At 58.3% G+C, this 24346-nt stretch carries 23 protein-coding genes; 10 read left to right on the forward strand and 13 right to left on the reverse strand.

Features of this window, described 5'->3' with window-relative positions:
• Nucleotides 1-134: 134 nt before the first annotated feature.
• From FEZ62_RS19485 to fadD2, 3 genes are all read right to left on the reverse strand, one after another.
• Nucleotides 135-1079, reverse strand: coding sequence for an L-threonylcarbamoyladenylate synthase (locus tag FEZ62_RS19485; RefSeq protein ID WP_172929508.1), 945 nt, complete (start codon nucleotides 1077-1079; stop codon nucleotides 135-137).
• A 166-nt stretch (nucleotides 1080-1245) separates the two neighbouring features.
• Nucleotides 1246-2934: a long-chain-fatty-acid--CoA ligase FadD1 gene (gene fadD1 / locus FEZ62_RS19490; protein ID WP_069901497.1), complete on the reverse strand. Its 1689-nt coding sequence runs from the start codon at nucleotides 2932-2934 to the stop codon at nucleotides 1246-1248.
• 236 nt (nucleotides 2935-3170) lie between these two features.
• Nucleotides 3171-4859, reverse strand: a complete 1689-nt coding sequence (fadD2, locus tag FEZ62_RS19495) for a long-chain-fatty-acid--CoA ligase FadD2 (protein ID WP_172929509.1) — start codon at nucleotides 4857-4859, stop codon at nucleotides 3171-3173.
• 272 nt (nucleotides 4860-5131) lie between these two features.
• Between fadD2 and FEZ62_RS19500 the strand changes: the two genes are divergently transcribed.
• From FEZ62_RS19500 to codA, 5 genes are all read left to right on the forward strand, one after another.
• A complete protein-coding gene (locus FEZ62_RS19500; protein ID WP_150548655.1) occupies nucleotides 5132-6094 on the forward strand; it encodes an alpha/beta hydrolase in 963 nt (320 codons plus the stop codon).
• A complete protein-coding gene (locus FEZ62_RS19505; RefSeq protein ID WP_090513471.1) occupies nucleotides 6091-6561 on the forward strand; it encodes a MaoC family dehydratase in 471 nt (156 codons plus the stop codon). Before FEZ62_RS19500 ends, FEZ62_RS19505 begins: the two co-directional genes overlap by 4 nt.
• A 262-nt stretch (nucleotides 6562-6823) precedes the next feature.
• On the forward strand, nucleotides 6824-8104 hold the full coding sequence (gene codB / locus FEZ62_RS19510) for a cytosine permease (RefSeq protein WP_172929510.1): 1281 nt from the start codon (nucleotides 6824-6826) through the stop codon (nucleotides 8102-8104).
• Nucleotides 8104-9345, forward strand: coding sequence for a PucR family transcriptional regulator (locus FEZ62_RS19515; RefSeq protein WP_172929511.1), 1242 nt, complete (start codon nucleotides 8104-8106; stop codon nucleotides 9343-9345). The genes codB and FEZ62_RS19515 overlap by 1 nt, the downstream gene beginning before the upstream one ends.
• Nucleotides 9342-10577 carry a cytosine deaminase gene (gene codA / locus FEZ62_RS19520; RefSeq protein WP_172929512.1) on the forward strand — a complete coding sequence of 412 codons (1236 nt, stop codon included), beginning with the start codon at nucleotides 9342-9344 and terminating at the stop codon, nucleotides 10575-10577. Before FEZ62_RS19515 ends, codA begins: the two co-directional genes overlap by 4 nt.
• On the opposite strand, the gene FEZ62_RS19525 is transcribed toward codA, so the two are convergent.
• The 7 genes from FEZ62_RS19525 to FEZ62_RS19555 form a co-directional block, all read right to left on the reverse strand.
• Nucleotides 10574-11455 (reverse strand): efflux RND transporter periplasmic adaptor subunit, encoded by an 882-nt coding sequence (locus tag FEZ62_RS19525; protein ID WP_172929513.1) that lies wholly within the window; start codon nucleotides 11453-11455, stop codon nucleotides 10574-10576. The two genes, codA and FEZ62_RS19525, sit on opposite strands and share 4 nt — an antisense overlap.
• A gap of 54 nt (nucleotides 11456-11509) precedes the next feature.
• Nucleotides 11510-11713, reverse strand: a complete 204-nt coding sequence (locus FEZ62_RS19530; protein ID WP_069901489.1) for a DUF1656 domain-containing protein — start codon at nucleotides 11711-11713, stop codon at nucleotides 11510-11512.
• The gene (locus tag FEZ62_RS19535) at nucleotides 11700-13688 is read right to left on the reverse strand and encodes an FUSC family protein (RefSeq protein WP_172929514.1); all 1989 of its coding nucleotides are present in this window, start codon (nucleotides 13686-13688) and stop codon (nucleotides 11700-11702) included. The genes FEZ62_RS19530 and FEZ62_RS19535 overlap by 14 nt, the downstream gene beginning before the upstream one ends.
• Nucleotides 13689-13946: 258 nt before the next feature.
• On the reverse strand, nucleotides 13947-14057 hold the full coding sequence (gene ccoM / locus FEZ62_RS20890) for a cytochrome c oxidase subunit CcoM (protein WP_275941849.1): 111 nt from the start codon (nucleotides 14055-14057) through the stop codon (nucleotides 13947-13949).
• Between the two features lie 154 nt (nucleotides 14058-14211).
• A complete protein-coding gene (locus tag FEZ62_RS19545) occupies nucleotides 14212-14373 on the reverse strand; it encodes a hypothetical protein (RefSeq protein WP_172929515.1) in 162 nt (53 codons plus the stop codon).
• Entirely contained in the window at nucleotides 14370-14972 is a 603-nt protein-coding gene (locus FEZ62_RS19550; protein ID WP_172929516.1) for an alpha-ketoglutarate-dependent dioxygenase AlkB, read from the reverse strand. Before FEZ62_RS19550 ends, FEZ62_RS19545 begins: the two co-directional genes overlap by 4 nt.
• 44 nt (nucleotides 14973-15016) lie before the next feature.
• Nucleotides 15017-15328, reverse strand: a complete 312-nt coding sequence (locus tag FEZ62_RS19555) for an aspartate-semialdehyde dehydrogenase (protein WP_150548648.1) — start codon at nucleotides 15326-15328, stop codon at nucleotides 15017-15019.
• Nucleotides 15329-15493: 165 nt separating this feature from the next.
• Between FEZ62_RS19555 and rapA the strand changes: the two genes are divergently transcribed.
• Both rapA and FEZ62_RS19565 read left to right on the forward strand, forming a co-directional pair.
• Entirely contained in the window at nucleotides 15494-18337 is a 2844-nt protein-coding gene (gene rapA, locus FEZ62_RS19560; RefSeq protein WP_172929517.1) for an RNA polymerase-associated protein RapA, read from the forward strand.
• Nucleotides 18338-18533: 196 nt separating this feature from the next.
• Nucleotides 18534-20195: a GGDEF domain-containing protein gene (locus FEZ62_RS19565; protein WP_172929518.1), complete on the forward strand. Its 1662-nt coding sequence runs from the start codon at nucleotides 18534-18536 to the stop codon at nucleotides 20193-20195.
• Between the two features lie 11 nt (nucleotides 20196-20206).
• Here FEZ62_RS19565 and FEZ62_RS19570 read toward each other — a convergent pair whose 3' ends face one another.
• Both FEZ62_RS19570 and FEZ62_RS19575 read right to left on the reverse strand, forming a co-directional pair.
• The gene (locus FEZ62_RS19570) at nucleotides 20207-20998 is read right to left on the reverse strand and encodes a TIM barrel protein (RefSeq protein ID WP_172929519.1); all 792 of its coding nucleotides are present in this window, start codon (nucleotides 20996-20998) and stop codon (nucleotides 20207-20209) included.
• Nucleotides 20995-21885, reverse strand: a complete 891-nt coding sequence (locus FEZ62_RS19575; protein ID WP_172929520.1) for an NAD(P)-dependent oxidoreductase — start codon at nucleotides 21883-21885, stop codon at nucleotides 20995-20997. Before FEZ62_RS19575 ends, FEZ62_RS19570 begins: the two co-directional genes overlap by 4 nt.
• A gap of 158 nt (nucleotides 21886-22043) precedes the next feature.
• On the opposite strand from FEZ62_RS19575, the gene FEZ62_RS19580 reads away from it, so the two are divergent.
• Nucleotides 22044-22397 carry a RidA family protein gene (locus FEZ62_RS19580; protein ID WP_069901480.1) on the forward strand — a complete coding sequence of 118 codons (354 nt, stop codon included), beginning with the start codon at nucleotides 22044-22046 and terminating at the stop codon, nucleotides 22395-22397.
• A 5-nt stretch (nucleotides 22398-22402) separates the two neighbouring features.
• Nucleotides 22403-23224 (forward strand): AraC family transcriptional regulator, encoded by an 822-nt coding sequence (locus FEZ62_RS19585; RefSeq protein WP_172929521.1) that lies wholly within the window; start codon nucleotides 22403-22405, stop codon nucleotides 23222-23224.
• Nucleotide 23225: 1 nt separating this feature from the next.
• Here the strand turns inward: FEZ62_RS19585 and FEZ62_RS19590 are convergent, their stop codons facing one another.
• On the reverse strand, nucleotides 23226-23813 hold the full coding sequence (locus tag FEZ62_RS19590) for a LysE family translocator (RefSeq protein ID WP_172929522.1): 588 nt from the start codon (nucleotides 23811-23813) through the stop codon (nucleotides 23226-23228).
• Nucleotides 23814-23930: 117 nt separating this feature from the next.
• Here FEZ62_RS19590 and FEZ62_RS19595 point away from each other — a divergent pair, with 117 nt between their 5' ends.
• Nucleotides 23931-24293, forward strand: a complete 363-nt coding sequence (locus tag FEZ62_RS19595) for a VOC family protein (RefSeq protein ID WP_172929523.1) — start codon at nucleotides 23931-23933, stop codon at nucleotides 24291-24293.
• The last annotated feature ends 53 nt before the right edge of the window (nucleotides 24294-24346 follow it).

The raw sequence follows: 24346 nt of genomic DNA on the forward strand, positions 1-24346 counted from the left end.
TGAACCATTACGACCGTGATATCCCCTACGCCGATCTACTCAAAGCCCATGATCCGGCCTCAGGAGCTTGAGTCTTGCTACTTCTTTGCGATTGAGAGGGAACGAGCTATGCCCGAATGGCCGCAACAGACCAATCAGGCAAGCGAATGGCAGGCCCGCGACAAGCGATCGTGAACAGCGGCCCAACTGTCCAGCTGCGGTGGCGTCTGGATATAGATGTGCTCAAGGCCCAAAGCATCCAACTGATAAAGCGCCGCATAAAAGCCGGCAGCGTAGTGCTCGGGATCAGAGCCGAGATTGATTGCCGGGCCAGTGCTGGCGTGTACCTGATCGCACCAGATCCAGCCATTTGCCTGATTGCTCAGCGCATCGAAAGGAAGCTGGTTAAAGCGCTGCGCCGGGGTTGTTGGCGCATAGTGACGCAGGTGCTGGCCCGGAGCCCGGATACCGCCAGCGGCCTCTTCAAGCGGCTCGCCCAATATTTGCTGCAACTGCATACGGCTGAGCATGCCGCTGCGCAACAAGCGCGGGCTGTCATCCGCTAGCAGGCTGACAATGCTCGACTCCAGACCAACCTGGCAGGGGCCTCCGTCGAGAATAGTCAGCTCGCTGTGATGAAACTGCTTAGCCACATGCTCGGCACAGGTCGGGCTGATTGACATGTAGCGGTTGGCCGATGGCGCCACCAGACCACTGCCAAAGCTGCGCAATAACGCTTGGGCCATTGGGTGCGCCGGCACACGAAGCGCCACGCTGTTCTGCCCGGCGGTCACACAGCGCAATACATCATCGCGCGCTGGCAGTACCAGCGTTAACGGGCCAGGCCAACAAGCCTCCATCAGGCGCTGGGCTTGCGGGGTAATCTCTGCGGCCCATCGACTCGCTTGCCCGGCATTCTCAATATGCACGATCAAGGGGTTGCTGCTGGGGCGCCCTTTCATGGCAAAGACTTGGTTGACTGCGCGCTCTTGCAGTGCGTCAGCCGCCAGACCGTATACCGTTTCAGTAGGCATGGCGACCAAATGGCCGTCCCGCAGTTGCTCTGCGCACAGTTCGATGTCTTGAGTGATGGTTGGCATGGCTGAAAGGGTTCTGCGTATGAGTATGGCCTGCTCAGCAGGAGGCTGTGCGTGGCGCAAATAAGGGGTTGAGATCGTATTTTATTGGCGGTCTCGGGTTTACCGCGAGTATTAATGCTGCAAAAACGAAAAAACCCGCCGAAGCGGATTTTTCCAACAATCAGAATCAGGCCTTGGCCATCTTCTTCATTTCTTCGTCACGCAGTTCGCGACGCAGAATCTTGCCGACGTTGGTCATTGGCAAGGCATCACGGAACTCGACAGCGCGCGGAACCTTGTAGCCGGTGACGTTGGCACGCATGTGCTCCATCACGGTTTCCTTGGTCAGCGTTACGCCTGGCTTAACCACGACAAATACCTTGATCGCCTCACCCGACTTCTCGTCCGGTACGCCGATGGCAGCGCATTGCAGCACGCCCGGAATCATCGCCAGCACGTCTTCCAGCTCGTTCGGGTAAACGTTGAAGCCCGAAACCAGAATCATGTCTTTCTTGCGATCGACAATTTTCAGGTAGCCGTCTTCCTGAATCAGACCAATGTCACCGGTCTTCAGCCAGCCTTCTGCATCAAGAATCTCAGCAGTGGCTTCCTGGCGCTGCCAGTAGCCCTTCATGACTTGCGGACCTTTGACGCAGATCTCGCCGATCTCGCCAACGTCCAGGTCTTTGCCATCGTCATTGATGACTTTGCACAGCGTTGAAGGCAGCGGGATACCGATGGTGCCCAACTGGATCGCGCTGAACGGGTTAACCGTCGCAACGGGGCTGGTCTCGGTCATGCCGAAGCCTTCACAGATTGGGCAGTTGGTCACTTCTTGCCAACGCTCAGCAGTCGCCAGTTGCAACGCCATGCCGCCAGAAACAGTGAGTTTCAGCGAGGAGAAATCCAGCGCGCGGAAACCTTCGTTATTGCTCAGCGCGACAAACAAGGTATTCAGACCTACAAATACGCTGAACTTGTAGGGTTTGATTTCCTTGATCATCGCCGGCAGGTCACGCGGGTTGGTGACCAGCAGGTTGTGCGCGCCGATGAGCATCATCGCCATGCAGTTAAAGGTGAACGCGTAAATGTGATACAGCGGCAGCGGGCTCACCGCGACCTCACAACCTTCGTTGAGGTTTGCACCCATCAGGGCACGCACCTGCAACATGTTGGCGACCAGATTGCGGTGCGTCAGCATTGCGCCCTTGGCAACACCAGTGGTACCGCCGGTGTATTGCAGCACGGCAATGTCTTCACCTTTCGGTGCGGACTCACGCAGAATCTTGCCGCGACCTTTGTCCAGTGCATCGAGGAAGCTGATGGCCTGAGGCAGGTGATACGGTGGCACCATCTTCTTCACGCGCTTGACGACGGTGTTAACCAGAATGCGCTTGAAGGTTGGCAGCATGTCGCCAACTTCGGTGATGATGACCGTTTTTACCCCAGTTTTCGGCACGACTTGCTCAGCAAGATGAGCCATGTTCGCGAGGCAAACCAGTGCCTTGGCACCGGAGTCGTTGAACTGATGCTCCATTTCGCGCGCGGTGTACAGCGGGTTGGTGTTGACCACCACCAGACCTGCACGAATGGCGCCGAAAATAGCGACTGGGTATTGCAAGATGTTCGGCATTTGCAGAGCGATACGGTCGCCGGGCTGCAAATCCGTGTGATTCTGCAAGTAAGCTGCGAAGGTACCGGAGAGCTCGTACAGCTCGCCGTACGTGAGCGTTTTACCCAGATTGGTGAAAGCCGGCTTGTCAGCAAAACGTTGGCAGGATTGCTTCAGTACCGTTTGAACATTCGGGTACTGATCAGGGTCGATTTCGGCAGAAACCCCGACTGGATACTTATCCTTCCAGAAGTTTTCGATCATGGAAGCCCACTCCTCAGCAACAGCTTTAATCTAGACCGCGCATAACATGACGGTTGTTTGTTGTTAATATTTCGGCTCGTTGAGCCTAAAAGCGCGCCGAGATTATCAGCTTTACCAGAAAGCGACTAGCACCAAAAGCAGGCTAAAGAGTCATAAAAATGACCAGCATGCTACTGCTGGTCATTTTTTGAGGTTCTTCACAAACCCAGCCACACGAGACCCAGCAGGGCCGCGCCTTAGCTGATGTCGCGAAGCTCACGACGTAGGATTTTTCCTACCGGGGACATGGGCAAAGCATCTTTGAAGACGATGTGTTTAGGCACTTTGTAGCCGGTGAAGTTCTCCCGGCAGAACGCCTTGACCTCAGCCTCGGTGAGGCTCGAATCACGCGCAACGATGAACAACTTCACCGCCTCGCCGGATTTTTCATCGGGCACGCCCACCGCGGCACAACTCGCCACTTTGCTGTTGGTCAGCATCACGTCTTCGATTTCGTTCGGGTAAACGTTGAAGCCTGAGACGATGATCATGTCTTTCTTGCGATCGACAATACGCGTGAAGCCGTCCTCGTCGATTATCGCAATGTCACCGGTTTTGAACCAGCCATCGGCATCGAGCACTTCGGCGGTGGCCTCTTCACGCTGCCAGTAGCCTTTCATGACTTGCGGCCCTTTAACGCACAATTCGCCGCGCTCACCCAGACCCAGGTCTTGGCCTTCGTCATCGATCACCTTGAACGCGGTGCCCGGCACGGGAATTCCCACGGTGCCCAGACGCGCCCGCTCACCATAGGCGTTGGTGCTGGCGACCGGCGACGTTTCAGTCAGGCCGTAGCCTTCAACCACGGTGCAACCGGTGAGTTCTTTCCAGCGCTCCGCGGTCGCTTTGACCAGCGCGGTGCCGCCCGAGTTGGTCAGCTTGAGGCCAGAGAAATCCAGTGACTTGAAGTCTGGATGGTCCATCAGCGCGACAAACAGGGTGTTGAGCCCCAGCAATGCAGTGAAGCGCCACTTGGACAACTCTTTGATGAAGCCCGGAATATCGCGTGGATTGGTGATCAGTACGTTGTGGTTGCCATTAACCATCATGCACATGCAATTCGCGGTGAAGGCATAGATATGATAGAGCGGCAGCGGCGCGATCATCACCTCTTGCCCCTGCTTCATCAGTGGCTGGCCGGCATCGTCCAGCTGGGACATGCAGGCATCAACCTGCAGCATGTTTGCCACCAGATTACCGTGGGTCAGCATGGCCCCTTTGGCAACGCCGGTCGTGCCGCCGGTGTATTGCAGCACGGCAATATCATCCAGCCCGGCTTCGACCGCCTTGACGCCCTGACCCATGCCCGTACTCAAGGCGCTTTTAAAGGAAATAGCCTGCGGCAGATGGTAGTCCGGCACCATCTTCTTGACCTTCTTGACCACGGTATTGACCAGCCAGCCTTTCATCGCCGGCAGCATGTCACCCATGCGCGCTTCAATCAGGTATTCAATTTGGGTATCGGGCAGAACTTCCTGCACCAGCTTGCCGAACATGTTCAGGTACACCAGCGCACGCACGCCAGCATCCTTGAACTGGTGGCGCATTTCGCGGGCGGTGTACAGCGGGTTGGTGTTCACCACGATCAGCCCGGCGCGCATCGCCCCGAACACCGCGACCGGGTACTGCAGGACGTTGGGCATTTGCACGGCGATGCGATCGCCCGGCTTCAAATCCGTGTGTTTCTGCAGGTAGGCGGCGAAGGCTGCCGACTGGCGCTCCAGATCAGCGTAGGTCAGGGTAACGCCCATATTGCTGAACGCGGGGCGGTCAGCGAAGCGCTTGCAAGAACGCTCGAACACCTCGACGACCGACTTGTAACTGTCGAGGTCAATTGTGTTGGGCACTCCCGGTGCGCGTTTATCATTCCAGAAATCGGGCTGCATTATTTTTATCCTCTCCCCTGAATTTCGCCCTGCCTGAGGGCACTCATCCGAACTTAACAGCTAAGCAGATTAGCGCCTATATATATGAGCCCTAAATCATTACTGTGAATCTTTGTAACTGGCCCAACGTATTGCCACATCACAATGCTCTATTTCGGCCCATTCGGCCGATCAGGTGCAAAGTCGGGAACTCGGCGGGAATAACCTTGAACATTCCCAGATGCGCATTTCTAGTCCTACAATGGCGATTCCATGCAGGCTAAGGAATCGCCATGCAGCACCAATCCTTCTGGCTCAACAGCAGTGACTCTCAGCCGATTTACGTGAACCACTGGTTCAGCCAGCAGCCGCCCAAGGCGGTGGTGATGGTCGCTCACGGCATGGCCGAGCACAGCGGCCGCTATGCAAGGCTGGGCGAGGCATTGGTTAATGCGGGCTATGAACTCTACGCCCACGACCAACGCGGCCACGGCCAAACAGCAAGCAAAGGCACGCAAGGCCATTACGCCGATGCCAACGGCTGGGAGTTGGTCATTGACGATATCGCCCGCCTCAACCACACCATTCGCCAGACTCACCCCACCGCGCCGATTTTTCTGCTCGGGCACAGCATGGGCAGCTACATTGCCCAGGCCTACCTGATGAGCCACAGCGCCAGCTTGCAGGGTGCGGTGTTGAGCGGTTCGAACTACCAGCCGGCAATGCTCTACAAAGCAGCGCAGACCATCGCCCGAATCGAGCGCAAACGCCAAGGCCCCAAAGGCCTTAGTGCCTTGATCGATAAGCTGTCATTCGGCTCGTTCAACAAAGCCTTCAAGCCTAATCGCACCGAGTTCGACTGGCTAAGCCGCGATCCCGATGAAGTCGACCGCTACGTGAACGATCCACTTTGTGGTTTTCGCTGCACCAATCAGCTGTGGATAGACCTGCTCGGCGGCTTGCAGCACATCAGCTCGGTCAAAAACCTGGCAAAAATAGACAGCAGCCTGCCGCTTCTGGTGATCGGCGGCAGTGACGACCCGGTCAGTCAGGGCAAACGTCTCGATGATTTGGCGGTCGCATTGCGCATGGCCGGCAACCGTTATGTGCAATTGCAGGTCTACCCGCAAGCACGCCATGAATTATTCAATGAAACCAACCGTGACGAGGTCAGTGCATTTCTGATCCAGTGGCTTGATCAGGCGCTTAGCCTGCCCCGCCACTCACACCCCTCACTTCAGGAGATTCTGTCATGAGTCAACTCAGCAACACCCCTTACGAAGAACTCACCGTAGGCCAGACCGCCAGCTACAGCAAAACTGTCGAAGAGCGTGATGTGCAATTGTTCGCCGCCGTTTCGGGCGATAACAATCCCGTGCACCTGGACCCGGAATTTGCCGCCGAGAGCATGTTCAAGGAACGCATTGCCCACGGCATGTTCAGTGGCGCCCTGATCAGCGCCGCCGTCGCCTGTGAGTTGCCAGGCCCGGGCACTATCTATCTTGGCCAGACCATGCGCTTCACCTTGCCGGTGAAGCTTGGCGACACGCTCACTGTGCGTCTGGAGATTCTCGAAAAGCTGCCAAAATTCCGCGTTCGCATCGCCACTCAAGTGTTCAATCAGCGCGATGAGATGGTTGTCGACGGCGAAGCTGAAATCCTTGCGCCGCGTAAAGCCCAGACCGTGACCATGCCGGCAATGCCGCAAGTCACTGTCAACTAAGCATTCCTGCCAGCGCTCGTGATACGCCGCTGGCAGCGTTCAAGCTGGTGCATAACTAAAAAGCTACGCACCAGACTTGACCACGCCTGTTTATCATTCACAATAAACCCCGTTAAAACTGTCTACTTTGCAACTTCTGTTGTGCAAGCAGCACAAACCGCTTTGTAACTATCACCCAGCGTGAAGTGCATTTTCGCGAATACGCAGTCTGGCACGCCGCCTGCTATGAAGAATACTTCACTGACCCTGTGGAGTTCCGCGCATGACCCCTTCCAAGATCGACAGCGACTACCCGCTCAGCGAGGTTCCGCAAGGTGCTCGCAAAGGCCTGTTTTCGACCTCAATTCTGCTCTTCGGCTTCACCTTCTTCACTGCCACCATGTTTGCCGGCGGCAAGATCGGCATGGCCTTCGATTTCACCTCGCTGATCTGGGCAGCCGTTATCGGCAACCTGCTGCTCGGGCTGTACGCTGCCGTGCTCGGTTACATCGCCTGCCGCAGCGGCTTGAACTCGGTTCTGATGGGCCGCTTCTGCTTCGGCGAAGTTGGCAGCAAGTTGTCTGATGTGCTGCTCGGTTTCACCCAGATCGGCTGGTATGCGTGGGGCACAGCCACCATCGCCATCGTGTTGGTAAAAATCCTCGGCTTGCCACAAGGATTGACCATACCGCTGATGGTGCTGTTCGGTTTCGGCTTCTGCATCACCGCGTTCATCGGCTACAAAGGCCTGGACATGCTCTCTCGCGTGGCCGTTCCGGCGATGATGATTCTGCTCGGCTGTTCACTCTGGATTGCCACGCGCGATGCCGGCGGCATGACCGCGCTGATGGCCATTGAGCCGAAAGAAAGCATGACCCTGAGCGTGGCCATCACCATGGTTTTCGGTACTTTCGTCAGCGGCGCAACACAGGCCACCAACTGGACGCGCTTTGCCAAGAGCGGCCGCGTGGCCATGCTTTCGAGCCTGCTCGGCTTCTTTATCGGCAACGGCCTGATGATTATTGCCGGTGCCTACGGCGCAATCGTTTATCAGCAGCCCGACGTGGTCGAGGTGCTGGTATTGCAGGGTTTGTCGATGGCCGCAGTGGTCATGCTGTTCCTCAACCTCTGGACCACTCAGGACAACACCATCTACAACTTCGCCGCCGCGGGCTGCAATTTGCTGCGCACCAATCGCCGCAAGTTGGTGACTCTGGTGGGCGCTGGCATTGGCACCTTGCTGGCGATTGCCGGCATGTATGAAATGCTGATTCCGTTCCTGATTCTGCTCGGCTCGATCATTCCCCCGATTGGCGGCGTGATCATGGCGGACTTCTTCTACGGTCACAAAGGCCATTACCCGAAACTGCAGGAAACCCAACTGCCGGCATTCAACTGGATCGGCCTCAGCGCCTACGCCATTGGCGCCGTGTGCGCCTACCTGTCGCCATGGATCGCACCGATTGTCGGGATTGCTGTGGCTGCGCTGGCTTACATTGTTCTGAGCAAGCTGCTGAGCGGTGCCACCAACGGCGCAACCAGCGCATCGGGCCCGGCCAACTAATGAGCCTTACAGTCGCGGATGTTCTGGCCCTGCCCGGCCTGGAAAGCATGTGCCTGCGCGCTGGCGAAATAGCACAAAGCAATCCGGTGCGCTGGCCATATGTTGCCGAGAACACCGATATCGCCGAATGGATCATGGGCGGCGAATTGGTGTTTGTCACCGGCATCAACCATCCGCGCACCGAGCAAAACCTGTTGTCACTGGTGCAGCAGGCGCATGAGCGGGCCGCCGCCGGGCTGGTGATATTGACGGGCCCGGAATACATCCGCCAAATCCCGCCAAGCGTGATTGATGCCGCGCAGCAACTCGACGTGCCGCTGATTGAGCAGCCCTACGCGTTGAAAATGGTCATTGTCACGCAGGCGATCGGTACCGCGCTGGTGCAAGCGCAAATGCTCGGCCGCTCGCGCCAGCATTTGCTCGAACAACTGCTCGAAGGTGACGTGCAATCGCTTGAGGCACTGCGCCAGCGCGCGCAAAGTCTTGGTTTGCCATTGGCAACCCCGAGGCAGGTGGCCTTGTTCAAGCTTGAGGGCAGTGAACGCCTGCTTGAGCAACTCTCTGCCGAAGACGCCGAATTGCGCTTGCAAGACTGTCGTGAGCGCCTGCAACAGAGCCTGCTGCAACAGTTGCAGGCGCTGGGCGACACGCTCTCGCCAGTCTGTCAGGGCGAACACTGGATTGCCCTGCTTCCGGCCACCAACAGCCTCGATCAGCAACACAACCGCGAGGCAATGCTGGCCTTGCTCAATCAACTCAATCCGAGCCTGGCTCCGCTGCGCCTGTATCTGGGCCTCAGCACGGGCGGTCACGGCCCCGAACGCTTCGCGCACGCATTGAATGAGGCCCGGCAGGCACTGGTTGCCGCGCAGTCTTTTCCAGAGCGTCTGGGTGTTTGCAGCTTTAATGAGCTGGGCGCACTTGAATTGCTCGGGGCGATTCGTGACCGCAGCTTGCTCGACCAGTTCGTCGACAAGGTGCTCGGCCCGATCATCAGTGATGACGCGCGTCATGAGCCGGTGCTGATGCCAACGCTTGAGGCTTGGTTCCAGGAGAACGGCAATCTGGCGCTGGCCGCACAACGCCTTGGCGTCCACCGTAATACCTTGAGTTACCGCACCCAGCGCATCGAATCGCTGAGCGGCAACTCGTTCAGCAATCCTCACGACCGCCTGAATATCAGCCTCGCCTTGCTGATTTGGCGCTTGTCCTCTTCTCGCCCTGCCAGGAGTACCGCATGAATATCATTAACGCCCGCCTTCGGGGCCGCGACGGCCTGTTTCGGATTACCCTTGAGCAGGATCGAATCAAAGAGATCAGCGCGCAAACCCCGACCATCAGCAGCAACCCTGGCGACTTGGATGCGACAGGCAATCTGGTTATCGCGCCGTTCATCGAGCCACATATTCACCTCGACGCCACGCTGACCGCCGGTGATCCATCGTGGAACATGAGCGGCACGCTGTTCGAGGGCATTGAGCTGTGGGGTAAACGCAAAGCCACAGTCACCCACGAAGACACCAAACAGCGTGCGAAGAAGACCATTGGCATGCTGGTCGAGCACGGCATCCAGCATGTGCGCACCCATGTTGACGTTACAGACCCAACCTTGAGCGCACTCAAATCGATGCTTGAGGTGCGCGAAGAAACCCGCCATCTGGTCGACATGCAAATCGTCGCGTTCCCGCAGGAAGGCATCGAGTCGTTCAAAAATGGCCGGGCGTTGATGGAGCAGGCTGTCGAGTTGGGCGCAGATGTGGTCGGCGGCATTCCGCACTTCGAGAACACCCGCGATCAGGGCGTTAGCTCGATCAAGTTTCTGATGGATCTGGCCGAACGCACCGGCTGTCTGGTGGATGTGCACTGCGACGAAACCGACGACCCGCACTCGCGCTTCCTAGAAGTGCTGGCCGAAGAGGCCCGCGTGCGTGGCATGGGCAGCCGGGTAACCGCCAGCCACACCACGGCGATGGGCTCTTACGACAACGCTTACTGCTCGAAGCTGTTTCGCCTGCTAAAGATGTCTGGCATCAACTTTGTGTCCTGCCCGACCGAAAGCATTCACTTGCAAGGGCGCTTCGACACCTACCCGAAACGCCGCGGTCTGACCCGCGTCGCCGAAATCGACCGCGCCGGCATGAACATCTGCTTCGCTCAGGACTCAATCGTCGACCCGTGGTATCCGCTGGGTAACGGCAACATCATGCGTATTCTTGAAGCTGGCCTGCATATCTGCCACATGCTCGGCTACGCCGACCTGCAACGCGCGCTTGATCTGATCACCGACAACAGCGCCCGCACCCTGAACCTTGGCGAGCGTTACGGCATTGAAGTGGGCCGCCCAGCCAACCTGTTGATCCTCTCGGCGCCTAACGACTACGAGATGATCCGCAGCCAGGGCCACGCGCTGACGTCGATCCGTGCAGGCAAGGTACTGATGCAACGCACCCCGGCACGCATCGAGCGCTTTTAAGGCACGGGTTTATCCGGTGCTGGCTTGGCCAGCACCTTAACACTGGCGGTCATGCCGGCGCTGAGTTCGAAGTCTTCGGGCATTTCCAGCAACTTGATGCGCACGGGAATCCGCTGCGCCAACCGCACCCAGTTGAATGTCGGCTCGACATTAGCCAGCAACTGCCCATCCGGGTTGGAGTTACGGTCGGTAATCCCGCGACTGATGCTCTGGACCTCGCCTTTAAGCGGCTTGCCCGAGCCCATCAACCAGATTTCAACCGGCGCGCCAACGCTGATTTTCGACAGCTTGGTCTCCTCGAAATAGGCCTGCACGTAGAACGAAGAGTCAGCGATCAGCGCCATGATCGACTGCCCGGCGGTGACGTAATTACCCTGCGCCAACTGCAAATTGGTGACATGCCCACTGCGCGGCGCGAGCAGCTTGCTGCGGGTCAGATTGAGCTGGGCTTGTTTCACCGCCGCTTGCGCTTCGTGGTACTCGCCACGGGCAATCTGCGCAGTAATCTGAGCATTCTCGCGCACCTCGGCGCTAATCGCCTGCGGGCCGAGGCGCATCCGCCGTGAGGCCTCATGCTCGCGCAGATTGAGCTGCTGCTTGCGCGTCTCCTCCACAGCTTTGGCTTGCTCCAGCGCCACGGCATAACGCTCGGGATCAATGCTCACCAGCAAGTCGCCGGCTTTGACAGTCTGGTTGTCACTCACCGGCATCGACACCACAGCGCCGGAAACATCGGGGGCAATGGTCACAACATCGGCGCGCACGCGGGCATCACGGGTCCATGGCGAGTACATGTAGTACTGCCATACCCAATTGCCGGCGAATACCGCGGCCACCACCAACGCCAACGTTATGCCAACTCTAATCGTTGAACCCATGAACTTCTCCCCTGCTTCGGCAACGCCGCAGCGTTGCTTCCTGGTTGACCAATACTAGTGCCCGAGCACCGCTACAACCGCGGCCAGCACGCAAATAAATAATGCGAAATCAAACAGTGCTTCGTGCCAGATCCAGCGGGTAAACCCCACACGCTGCAACAGCCACCGCAGCAGGCCGGTCAATAGCAGCGCCAGCACCGCGTAAATCAAAAAGGGGCTGAGCAGCACGCCACCCACCGACCATTCATGCAACCCCATAAGCCTCCCCTTGTATGGCGCGCCAATGCCGCCAGCCACCGCGTAATTGCAAAAGTGCGGCTTGCGCCAGACGCAATTCAATGCGCGACGGCTGGCTGCGAATAGCGGCCAGCAGTCGTTCGCCAGCCTGCTCCAGTGCGTCTTCACGGCCATTGTTCGGGCCATCGAGCAAGAACTCTTCGAGACACGCCATGAAATCGCTCTCGACCGCTTCCAGCCCGGAACCCGCAGCCGCGAGGCAGCCGCGCAGGTGGATTAACTCATCCCCCAGATCAAGGCTGGCGACGCCATCGTCCCAGCGGCTGCGTGTTGCATCAGGCAGCGCCGGGTAATGCCGCGCCAACTGCAACAAACGGTCAGCCATGCGCCCACCAAACCAGTTCTCGGCATCGACCAGGCGGCGATTGGTCAGCCGCGCCAGATCCGCGCGAATGGCCTTGAGTAAGCGCTGCCCATGCCATACCGGATTTCGCAACGTCACCAGATTGAACGCCAACACGGCAAAACCAACCCCGATCAGCATGGCCAATGCGCTGTTGAGGAAGTAGTCGACATCGTAGGTCATGCTGTTTTGCGGCGAGATGAGCACAATGAAATGCAGGCAGAACGAGGTCGCCGTGGCGCCAATTTTCGGGTTGGCCATGCCCAACGCTCCGAAGAACAAAGGCGCGCCCATGACGATACACAGCATGGGGAAACCGGTGACCTGCGGCAACAACAACTCGCCGGCCACAAATGCCACGGGGATCGCCAGGAGAATACCGCGCAGAAACATCATGCCGATTTGCGCCGCGTTATCACGGCTGGCAAACAGGCTGCAAACCACCGCGCATAACAACAGTGCGCCGGATGCCGCTGTCCAGGCTGTCGCGATCCAGAATGCCGACAGCGACAAGAAAGCCAGCGCACTGCGTGCCCCGTAAACCGCCGAAGTCTGCCAGTCGCGGTGCCATGACAAAGGCTCCGGCGCATCATCGGGGGCGACGCCCACCTCGACGGCATGCAACGACTCGCTAGCGGTTTGCACCCGGTGCATCAACAGCGCCAAGCGCTCCAGACAAAATTGCTGCTCGGCACTCCAGTGCGGCTCCAGCGCCTCTTTCGAGAGCTTTTCGGCCAGCACCTGAAATTGCTCGACCTGCGTTTGCTTGAGCACATCACTCACTTGCGAACGCCAGGGTTGCAAGGCATCCACCTCTTCAGCCGACAATTGCCGCCATTGACGCGCCACACCCCGAGCCAGACGCAAGACCCCGAGCAGGTCACGACTCAACACCCGCAGTGCCGCCGCCCGCTGGCGGCCGCGATTGCCTTCAAACCAGGCGTGTTCCCGCTGCGAGTCCACGGCCACCAACCGGCCCAGGACTTCGAGCAAGCCTCTGCGGGCATGCGCTTCTCCGTTAAGTGCAAGGCGTGCCGCATTGATCCCCGACTGCCAGGCAACTTTGGCTTGCTGGGCGAGTTGGTGCTCAACCCTTTGCGGCCAGAGAATGGCGCTGACCAGCGTAGCGCAGATAATGCCCAGACAAATTTCGGTGCTGCGCGCCACCGCCTGATCAAACACGGTCAAAGGTACCGAGATCGCGGGCAAAGCAATAATCGCAACCGTGTAGCCCGAGAGCAAAAATGAATACGACCATGCACTGCGCAGCATGGTGGAGGCGGCGGTACACAGCGCCAACCACAAGCCCAACGCTCCCAGAAATAGCCATGGGGTTTGTGCAAACAGCGCGATGAACACCACTGAAACCGATGTACCGATCAGCGTGCCGACCAAACGCGCCAAGCCTTTCTGCACCACCATGCCGGATAACGGCTGGGCCACGATGAAAGCAGTCATCAGTGCCCATGCGGGTTCTTCGAGCCCAAGGCGCATGGCCAGCCAAAGCGCCAGTAAACCGCCAAGCACAGTCTTGATCGCGAATTGCACCGCTTGGGGACTTGGCGCGAAAAGCGCCAACAAGGAATCGCGCATGGCGGGAACCAATAGGATTACACAATAAGAAGGTAGCGGATCACAGCCAGAACGACAGTGATAGCAAGCAAACCATTAGCCTGCTAACTATATACAATGAAGCATATGAAGGGAAAGATGCAGCCGCAGGCTTTTTGTTCTGCCACGGCGAAATGCCACTACTTCAGGGCGAAGAGTGCTGAAAAAAGTCAAAAAAATAGGCGACTTATTGAAGTCGCCCAAACTGCCTTGCGTGCTCTTGATCGGAAGAACCAGACCCTATTTGTGGTCGTGAGCGTCCTTCCAGATGAAATATCCGACACCGCCAAAGAAGACGAACATGAGCGCTACCACGGCAACACCAGCGAAAACGACATGATCAAAAAACATAAAAGCCTCCTAAGGACTAACCTTGTCTCGATGGCTTAAAGTTAATGGATCAGCGCGATGCAAAACTTGACCTGGATCAACAGGCCGCAGGCATTGGCGAGAGCAAGCTATAGACACTGATCTGGATCAAGAAAATCAGCTGTAGATGAGGGAGTTAGCGCTTCTTGGGTTTCTTGCCCGGCTTCTTTTTAGCCTTGCTAAGAGGCAGCACCAGCTCGAAGACCTTGCGCATGTCATCGAGTTTTTTGTCGTGCAGGTCATGGATGCGCTTGCTGCGCTCGGTCGAAAAGTCGATCAGATTATCGTCGCCACTCATGCTGGTAACCGTAATAAACGAAAGGTCAAATTCAGGCGAGGCTCGCACGCACTGCGGGTTTTCGCCACCTGATGCTGCCAATAATGCTGTGTTGGGCCGCGCATGACCAGTAGCGAGCCGTGTTCAAGTGCAAGCGAATGTGCAATTCGGCTCTGGCCTTTGCGGCGCAGATCGAAGCGCCGCGTGCCGCCGAGGCTCAACGAGGCGATCACCGGATTGCGCCCCAGCACGGCCTCATCATCGCTGTGCCAGCCCATTGAGTCCTGCCCATCGCGGTAATAATTAAGCAGCAGCCCATTGAATGGCTGGCCTGCGGCGGCCTCCACCTGCTGGCGAATCTCACTGAGCAGCGGTGTCCATGGCAACGGCACATGGGTAAAACCGCTGTAGCGGTAACTGGCCTCGGCATCGCCATACCAGGCCTCCAGCCGGGGCACGAGGTGGCGCTTGCCGTACAGTTGCAGTTCGGGTTGCTGCCAGGGCGTCTGTTCGACCAGTTGCTGCAATAGCTGATTCGCACGCTCCGCGTCCAGCCAGCGCGCGTGCCATTCAAGCTCGCCATCGGCTAACGGCAGAGTGCTCTGGTCAAACAAACTCATGGGTGTTCTCGGCAATTGCAGGTGACTTGAGATAATTGCAGGCCTCAAACTTCAATATCAACCCACACGCCCTGACGCGGCAAGTCGTCCTCGATTAGTGGATGCTCCGCTACAGGTTCAGCCGACTCGGCCTCTTCCTCGCCGTCCGGCGCAGCGTCCATAACCTGACGCTGGCGGCGACGCTGTTCTTCGCGCAATAAGTCCTGAACATCCTGAGGATGGCGCTTGTCGAGATTCAACGCGCTCTCGCTCGACGTCTCGGCAGCCGGCGTCACCGCGGCAACCACCGGTTTGGGTTTATTGACATCTTGCTGCGCCGTTACGGGCGGCAGGCTCTGCGGTATCGGCGGCAACATGCATTGATTCTCCTTTTGTCAGACTGTCGGCCCCGGTGATCACTACTTGAGTCGAGCCTCGCTACACTTTTGCCATTAATCATAAGCGGAATCTGATAATGCGCCTTGGGTCTTGGGTCCCGGTTCCGTTACCATAGTCGGCTTTTTCACGCACAGGAGACAGGCATGGCGCAGTTTGAACCGGGGCAACGCTGGATTAGTGACAGCGAAGCGGAGCTGGGCTTGGGAACCATCCTCATGCAGGAAGGCCGCATGCTCACTGTGCTCTTCCCGGCGACGGGCGAAACACGCCAATACGCGGCGCGCAATGCACCGCTAACCCGCGTGCGCTTTTCTCCTGGTGACGAGATCACTCATTTCGAAGGCTGGAAACTGACCGTACAGGAAGTCGACGATATCGACGGCCTGCTGGTTTATCACGGCCTCAATGAGCAGCATCAGAGCATTACGCTGCCGGAGACTCAGCTCTCCAACTTCATCCAGTTCCGTCTTGCCAGCGACCGCCTGTTTGCCGGGCAGATTGATCCACTGGCCTGGTTCGGCCTGCGTTATCGCACGCTCGAGTTCACCAGCAAACAATTGCAGTCGAAGCTGTGGGGCTTGGGTGGCGTGCGTGCCCAACCGATCGCGCACCAGCTGCACATCGCCCGCGAAGTAGCCGACCGGGTTGCGCCGCGCGTATTGCTGGCGGACGAAGTGGGTCTGGGTAAAACCATCGAAGCCGGTCTGGTAATTCACCGCCAACTGCTTTCGGGCCGTGCCAGCCGTATCCTGATTCTGGTGCCGGAAAACCTCCAGCACCAGTGGCTGGTCGAAATGCGCCGCCGCTTCAACCTCGACGTCGCCCTGTTTGACGCCGAACGTTTTATCGAAAGCGATGCCAGCAACCCGTTTGAAGATTGCCAACTGGCACTGGTCGCACTTGAGTGGCTGCGTGAAGACGAGAAAGCTCAGGACGCATTGTTTGCTGCCGGCTGGGATTTGATGGTCGTAGACGAGGCCCATCACCTGGTTTGGCATCCGGAAAAAAGCAGCCCGGAATATGCGCTGGTCGAACAGCTTGCCGAGGTTATCCCGGGCGTCCTGCTGCTTACCGCAACGCCAGAGCAATTGGGACAAGACAGCCACTTTGCGCGCTTGCGCCTGCTCGACCCGCACCGTTTCCATGACCTTGAGGCGTTCCGCGCCGAAAGTGCCAACTACCGTCCGGTCGCCGAAGCCGTTCAAGAGCTGCTCGACCACGGCCAGCTCTCTGCCGGCGCACATAAAACTGTGCATGACTTCCTCGGCGCCGAAGGCGAAGAGCTGCTGGAAGCCGTGAACAAGGGTGACGCCGAAGCATCAGCGCGACTGGTGCGCGAGTTGCTCGACCGCCACGGCACCGGCCGCCTGCTTTTCCGTAACACCCGCGCGGCGGTACAAGGCTTCCCCGAGCGCGAACTGCACCCCTACCCGCTGCCGAGCCCGGACGAATACCTGGAGCTGCCAATTGGCGAGCATCCGGATCTTTATCCCGAAGTCAGCTATCAGGCCCAGCCTGAGGTTGAGGACGAGCAACGCTGGTGGCGCATCGACCCACGCGTCGAGTGGCTGATCGACACCCTGAAGATGCTCAAGAAGTTCAAGGTGCTGGTGATTTGCGCCCACGCCGAAACGGCCATGGATCTTGAAGATGCCCTGCGCGTTCGCTCCGGCATTCCGGCAACTGTGTTCCATGAAGGCATGAGCATTCTTGAGCGCGACCGGGCAGCGGCATACTTTGCAGACGAAGAGTTTGGCGCTCAGGTACTGATCTGCTCGGAAATCGGCAGCGAAGGTCGCAACTTCCAGTTTGCCCACCATCTGGTGCTGTTCGATCTGCCGGCTCACCCGGATCTGCTTGAGCAGCGCATTGGCCGTCTCGACCGTATTGGCCAGAAGCACCGCATTCAACTGCACGTACCGTATCTGGAAAACAGCCCGCAAGAGCGTTTGTTCCAGTGGTATCACGAAGCACTGAATGCCTTCCTCGCAACCTGCCCAACCGGCAACGCGCTGCAGCATAAGTTCGGCAGCCGCATGCTGCCACTGCTTGAAGGCGGTGATGACGGCCAATGGCAGGAACTGGCTGACGAATGCAAGGCCGAGCGCCTGCGCCTTGAAGATGAACTGCACGCTGGCCGCGACCGCCTGCTGGAACTCAACTCGGGCGGTGCTGGCGAAGGCGAGCAACTGGTCGAGGAAATTCTCGAACAGGACGACCAATTCGCCCTGCCGATCTACATGGAACAGTTGTTCAACGCTTTCGGTATCGACAGCGAAGACCATTCCGACAATGCCCTGATCCTGCGCCCGAGCGAGAAAATGCTCGATGCCAGCTTCCCGCTGGGCAGCGACGAAGGCGTGACCATCACTTATGACCGAGACCTGGCATTGGCCCGCGAGGACATGCAGTTCCTCACGTGGGAGCACCCAATGGTTCAAGGCGGCATGGATCTGGTGCGTTCAGGCTCAATGGGCAACACCGGCGTCGCGCTGATCAAGAACAAGGCCCTCAAGCCAGGTACCGTTCTGCTTGAGCTGCTTTACGTCAGTGAAGTAGTAGCGCCACGCGCACTGCAATTGGGTCGCTACTTGCCACCCGCTGCATTGCGTTGCCTGCTCGACGCCAATGGCAATGATCTGGCCAGCAAGGTGGCGTTCGAAACCCTCAACGACCAGCTCGAAAGCGTGCCACGCGCCAGCGCCAACAAGTTTGTGCAGGCGCAACGTGATGCGCTCAACCCGCAGATCAGTGTCGGCGAAGACAAGGTTTCACCGCGCCATCTGGAGCGTGTTGCCGACGCTAAACATCGTCTGGCGGCTGATCTCGATGAAGAGCTTGCCCGCTTGACCGCCCTGCAGGCAGTCAACCCGAGTGTGCGCGACAGCGAACTGGAAACATTACGCCAAATCCGCAGCAAAGGCCTGGCAGCATTGGACAAGGCAGCGCTGCGGCTGGAAGCCATTCGGGTGTTGGTCGCGGGATAAAGAACAGTCCAGGGTGCCCGAGTAACCTTGTTTTTTTCAGGGTTTTAGGGCACTAATGGAGACTGTCTCTTTACAAGGTTCAAGCAAACGGACTCGAGTACAGGCGCGGGTGTTCTACACTTGGCTTTCAGATGATGCCCATTTGATGGCACACTGCACACCAGTACTCGACACTCGCCGATTGCGAAAGGAATCCATGAGCGCGATACGCCGCTTCTGCCGAGCGACCAAGCTCGGGAATCTGCTGATTATCACAACAGCCCTGCTCTGTTGTCTGACATCGCCTCTCGCCGCTGCAGAACCTATTCGCCTGCAACTCCGCTGGCTGCACCAATTTCAGTTTGCCGGCTATTACATGGCCAAGGAAAAAGGCTTCTATCGCGAGGCCGGCATGGATGTGGATATCGTTGAGGGTGGGCCGAATGCGCCCAAAGCCATCGACAGCATGCTCTCCGGTGAAAGCGACTTTGCCATCGCCAACAGTGGGCTGGTAATCGCACATATGCAAGGCAAGCCGGTGGTTGCACTGGCGGCGATCATGCAAAGCTCACCCAGCGCCTGGATTGTGCTGGCGGACTCAAATATTTTCACGCCGCTAGACCTTGCCGATAAGCGCCTGATGCTGCTGCCCTTGCCAGAAAGTGCCGAGCTACGTCTGACCCTGTTGCGCGAAGGGATAAGCCTCAACAACCTGAACATCACCAACGCCAGTTTCAATCCACAGGACCTTATCGATCACAAGATTGATGCCTACGACGGCTACAGCACCAACGAGCCCTTCTGGCTCGAGCAACAAGGTGTGCCGTACCGGCTGATCCGGCCCCGCGAATACGGGGTCAACTTCTATAACGACATCCTTACCACGCGCACAGCCCTGATCGAGCAACGCCCGGAGATGGTCGACGCTTTTGTTCGTGCGAGCTTGCAGGGCTGGCAATACGCGCTGGATCATATCGAAGAAACGATTGCGGTTATCCACGCGCAATACGCGCCAAACAAGAGCCTTGAGCACCTGCGCTTTGAAGCCGAGGCAATCCGCGAGCTGGTGATGCCGGAACTGGTACAAATCGGGCACATGAACCCGGGTCGCTGGAAAACCATCGCCGCCAGCTATAAAGAGCTGGGCATGGCCGATGGTCCGCTCGACCTTGAGCAATTCATTTATCACCACAAAGAACCCGTCGATTACAGCCGCTTGTATGCCTTGCTCGCTGCCAGCCTGTTGGTTTTATTGCTGGTGGGCGCTTTTGCCTTGCGTTTGGCGCGACTCACCGGCCGCCTGCGTCGCGAGGTGTCCGCGCGAATAGAGGTTGAGCACGAACTGCTGAAAACCAACCAGCAATTGGAAAAACTGGCCAATACCGATCGCCTTACCGGCTTGTGGAATCGCCTTAAGCTGGAGGAAGTCGCCAACATCGAAATCCGCCGTGCCGAGCGCTACGACTTTGCTCTGAGCCTGCTGTTTTTTGATATCGATCACTTCAAGGCCATTAACGACCAATACGGTCACGAGGTTGGCGATCAAACCCTGGCCTGCCTCAGCGAGCTGCTCCAGCAGCACCTGCGCGAAGCGGACAGCCTCTGCCGTTGGGGCGGTGAAGAGTTCCTGTTATTGATGCCGCACACCGATCTTTCGCAAGCCAGCAGCATGGCTGAAAAACTGCGCAGCCTGATCGCCAATACGCCGATAACGCCTGAGGTGTCGTTCACCGCAAGCTTCGGGGTGGCCCAATGGCAAAAGGGGCAAAACCTTGACGAACTGATCCAGCAAGCCGATCAGCGCCTGTATCGCGCCAAGGCGCTGGGACGTAATCGGGTCGAGGCCGGCAATGTGAGCGTGGTCGCCTCAACCCAGTAAACGCAGCAGGCTTAGCTGACGAGGGTTTCGCGCCACCCAGCCAACCACCCCAGACTCGCCGCCGTGCCCGCATCGCCGGGACGATATTCCGCCGCGATCCAACCCTGATAACCACTGGCTTTGAGCGCCGCCATTGCCGGTGCAAAGTCGACCTCACCGGTCCCAGGCGCTCCGCGTCCCGGACAATCGGCAAATTGCACGTGGCCAATTCGCCCGGCCAACAAGGCAATCCCGGCGTCCAGCGCAATGCCCTGCCGCGCCATGTGATACAGGTCGTACTGAGCCATGAAGTTGGGATGATCAACCAGACGAATCAACTCATCCAGATGCTCCGGCGTGTTGATCAGAAAGCCTGGCATATCCAGCGGATTGATCGCCTCTGCGACCAGTTTAATGCCCAGCTGTGCAAAGGCCTCGGCACTCTTGCGCAGGTTGGCGCCCAGAGTGGCCAGTGCCTGCTCACGACTGACGCCCTGAGCAAGGCGTCCCGGCAAGATATTCACCGAGGCCGGACGCACCATCGCGGCGTAGCTCAGCGTCTGCTCCAGCGCCGCATCGAACTCGGCCTGGCGTGCCGGCACGGCGGCAAGACCAGCGCCGCCATCCATGAAATCACCGGCTGGCAAGTTGATCAGTACCAGCGGCATGTCTGCACGCTCCAGCGCCTCCTTGAAGCGAATTGCCGGGACTTCATACGGGAACTGCACTTCGACACCGTCAAAGCCAGCCACGCGAGCAGCCAGAATGCGCTCGATCAGCGGGACTTCGGTAAACATCATCGACAGGTTTGCAGCGATTTTCATGCCTTCGGCTCCCGGTACATTTCAATCAGGGTGGAGGGGTCTCGCGCCGCGTTGCCCTGACTGGCATGCAGGCGCATCAGTTGTGCAGCCAGGCCAGTCGCGGGCGTTGACGACGCGGTCTCGCGGGATAATTTGACCGCTGTATCGAGGTCTTTGAGAAGTGTACGCACATGCCACTTGATCGGCTCAAACTCGCTGCTGGCCATCTGCGGTGCGAGAATCTGCAGTGGCTTTGAGTCGGCGAAACCGCCCGCCAACGCCGAGGCAATCAGCGTGGCATCGACACCCGACTTTTCCGCCAAGGCCACAACCTCGGCGATCACCAGCGCGTTGCAGGCGACGATCATCTGGTTGCAGACCTTGGTCACCTGCCCGGCGCCAACATCGCCCATACGCGTGAGACGCTGACCTACATTATCGAGCAGCGGCCGCACCCGTTCGATGTCCTCCACGCGGCCACCGGCCATGATCGCCAGCGTACCGTTTTCAGCGCCAGGCGTACCGCCAGATACTGGCGCATCAACCCAGCGCATGCCGGTGCGCTGCTCAAGCTCGGCGGCCATCTGCCGGGTTGCGCTGGGCTCAAGGCTGGAAAAGTCCACCAGCAACTGGCCGGGCTTGGCATTCTCGACAATGCCGCCCGGGCCAAATACCACCTCGCGCACCACGCTTGTATCGGCCAGACACAGCATGATGATCTCGGCATCGTCACACAGCTGGGCCGGGCTGTTGACGGCGCGGGCACCGGCTTCAAGCAGCGGCTGGCATTTGTCCGGCGAGCGATTCCACACCGTCAACGGATAGCCCGCCGCAAGCAAGCGGCGGGTCATTGGCAGGCCCATCAGGCCTATTCCGGCAAAAGCTACAGCAGGCAGCGACCCAGACATAAATGACTCCATGGTTGGCGAGGGCTTATCTTAAACCCAAAGCCGGTTCGTCATTCACCCTGTTTGCCGATTAGACTAGGGGCTCGCAGGCCTGCAGAATACTGGTGTAAATCGCCATCTGTGGCCTTGATTGACCCTGCTTAAAAATAAGGAATCCCATGAACATCAGCCGTCACGAAACCTCTGCCCGCATGAGCCGCGTAGTCGTCCACAACAACACTGCCTATCTCTGCGGCCAGGTTGCAGAAGACCGCACGGCGGGCATTGAGGAACAAACCCGGACCATGCTGGCCAAGGTCGATGCGCTGCTGGAATCGGTTGGCAGCAGCCGCAAGCACATCCTTTCCGCCACGCTGTACATCAAGGACATGAGCTTGTTCGCCGGTATGAACAGCGTGTGGGACAGCTGGGTTCCAGAAGGCTTCGCGCCAGCCCGCGCCTGTGTCGAGGCGAGTATGGCCAGCCCGGAACTGCTGGTTGAAGTGTCGGTTATTGCCGCGATTGCCGAGTAAGCGCCATGAGCCTGACCGTGCCGACATTCTGGCGAGCCGCAGCGCTGCCCTTTATCGAGGCGCGGTCAATTCTCGATGGCCGCAAGGTCTGTTATGCGCGCCACGCGCATGCGCACTTTTCAATCGGCGCCATCACCTCGGGCCAGTGCACCTACATCAGCGGTGACCAGCAGCAAGTAATCAGCGAAGGCTGCGTGGTGTTGATGAATCCGCAGGTGGTGCATGCCTGCAATCCGATTGATGGCGAACCTTGGTCGTACCGGATGTTCTACGTCGACTGCCAATGGCTGGCCGCCATACAGGCGCAGCTCGACTCATCGGCCGCGCACTGTTTTCAACCTTACAAGCCGATTCTTACGCACTCACAACAGCTGTTTAGCGCGCTGAACCAGCTGTATATGCAGTTAACTGACGCGGCGCTGAGCACAGCGCAAAAATACACCGCCGCCGAGCAGTTCTTTGTGCAAATGCACGCCGAACTGACGGCAAATGAGCCAGGCGCTGAACTCACATCTGCCGTGCATGCAAAGCTGCAATGCGCCGCCGACTATATCCAGGCCCATTGCGCCGAGCCACTGAGCCTTGAGCAAATCTGTGCTGTCGCGGGGCTTTCACGCTCGTACCTGATCCGCGCCTTTGCCCAGCATTTCGGGATGACTCCGCACGCGTATCTGACCAATCAACGCGTGCAACTGGCGCAGCGTTTACTGCAACGCGGTGAGGTAATTGCCGAAGCGGCGCTGGCCGCCGGTTTTGCCGATCAGGCTCACCTGCAACGCACCTTCAAACAGCACCTCGCGGCGACGCCGGGGCAATATCGCGGCTGAATCAACTGAGCAGCAAATACACGCAGCAGGCTACCAACAGAGCTGCCATCAGCCGGTTGAACAGACGCATTGCCGCCGGTGTTTCAAGTACGCCGCGCAAGTAACTGCCCGCCACTGCCCAACAGGCAATCGAGACATAACAGACCGCGAAGTAAATCAGGCTGAACTCGGCAACCTGACGCAAATTTCCCTCTTCAACAAACAAGCCCATGCCGGCAACGCAGGCCATCCATGCCTTGGGGTTGAGCCACTGCAACGTCGCGCCATAGAGCATTGAGGGCGCACTCGCCTTCTCGTCACGCCTGATCTGTCCATCATCGACCGCAAGTTTGAAGGCCATGAACAACAAGAAAGCCACGCCGCCCAACTGAATGAACCGGGTCAGCGGCGGCCAGGCGCGCAACACCTCGTGCAGCCCCAACCCGATTAACACCAGCAACAGGCAGAAGCCAACCGTGGCGCCGGTTACATGGCGCAAGCTGGCCCGCAGTCCAAACTGCACGCCCGCGCTCAGCGCAACGATATTCACCGGCCCCGGTGTGATTGATGAGGCCAGCGCAAATGCGGCCATCGACACCCAGATACTCATACACAGCCCTCACTCGTGGTTATCAGGCACTCACGGTAACGGCCTTGCGCGCGTGCGGATTGAAGAAAAATACCCTTTACTGACAAGACCTTCATACGCTCAGCCAAAGGAGCTGAAATGCCCAGCCACGAGACAATCAATTACGTCGAGTTTGCCGCGCGCGATCTTGAAGCAACCAAAGCGTTCTTCAATCGCGCATTCGGCTGGGCCTTCGACGATTACGGCCCGGACTATTGCGCGTTCTCAGGACGCGGCCTGGACGGTGGCTTTTATCGCGCCGATATGGCCGCCACCACCGCCAACGGCAGCGCGCTGCTGGTGCTGTACAGCGATGATCTGGAAGCGACACTGAACAAGGTCAGTACAGCTGGCGGGCAGATCAACAAAGCGATTTACAGCTTCCCCGGTGGCCGCCGTTTTCACTTCACCGAACCCAGCGGTAATGAGTTTGCGGTGTGGGGTCAGGCGCTGGCGCAGTAGCCCGCAGCAATGCACGTCAACTAGACGGCTTGGTATCCAACGGGGCACATTCT

The sequence above is a fragment of the Pseudomonas sp. MS19 genome, assembly GCF_013277615.1.
Lineage (GTDB): Bacteria > Pseudomonadota > Gammaproteobacteria > Pseudomonadales > Pseudomonadaceae > Aquipseudomonas > Aquipseudomonas marincola.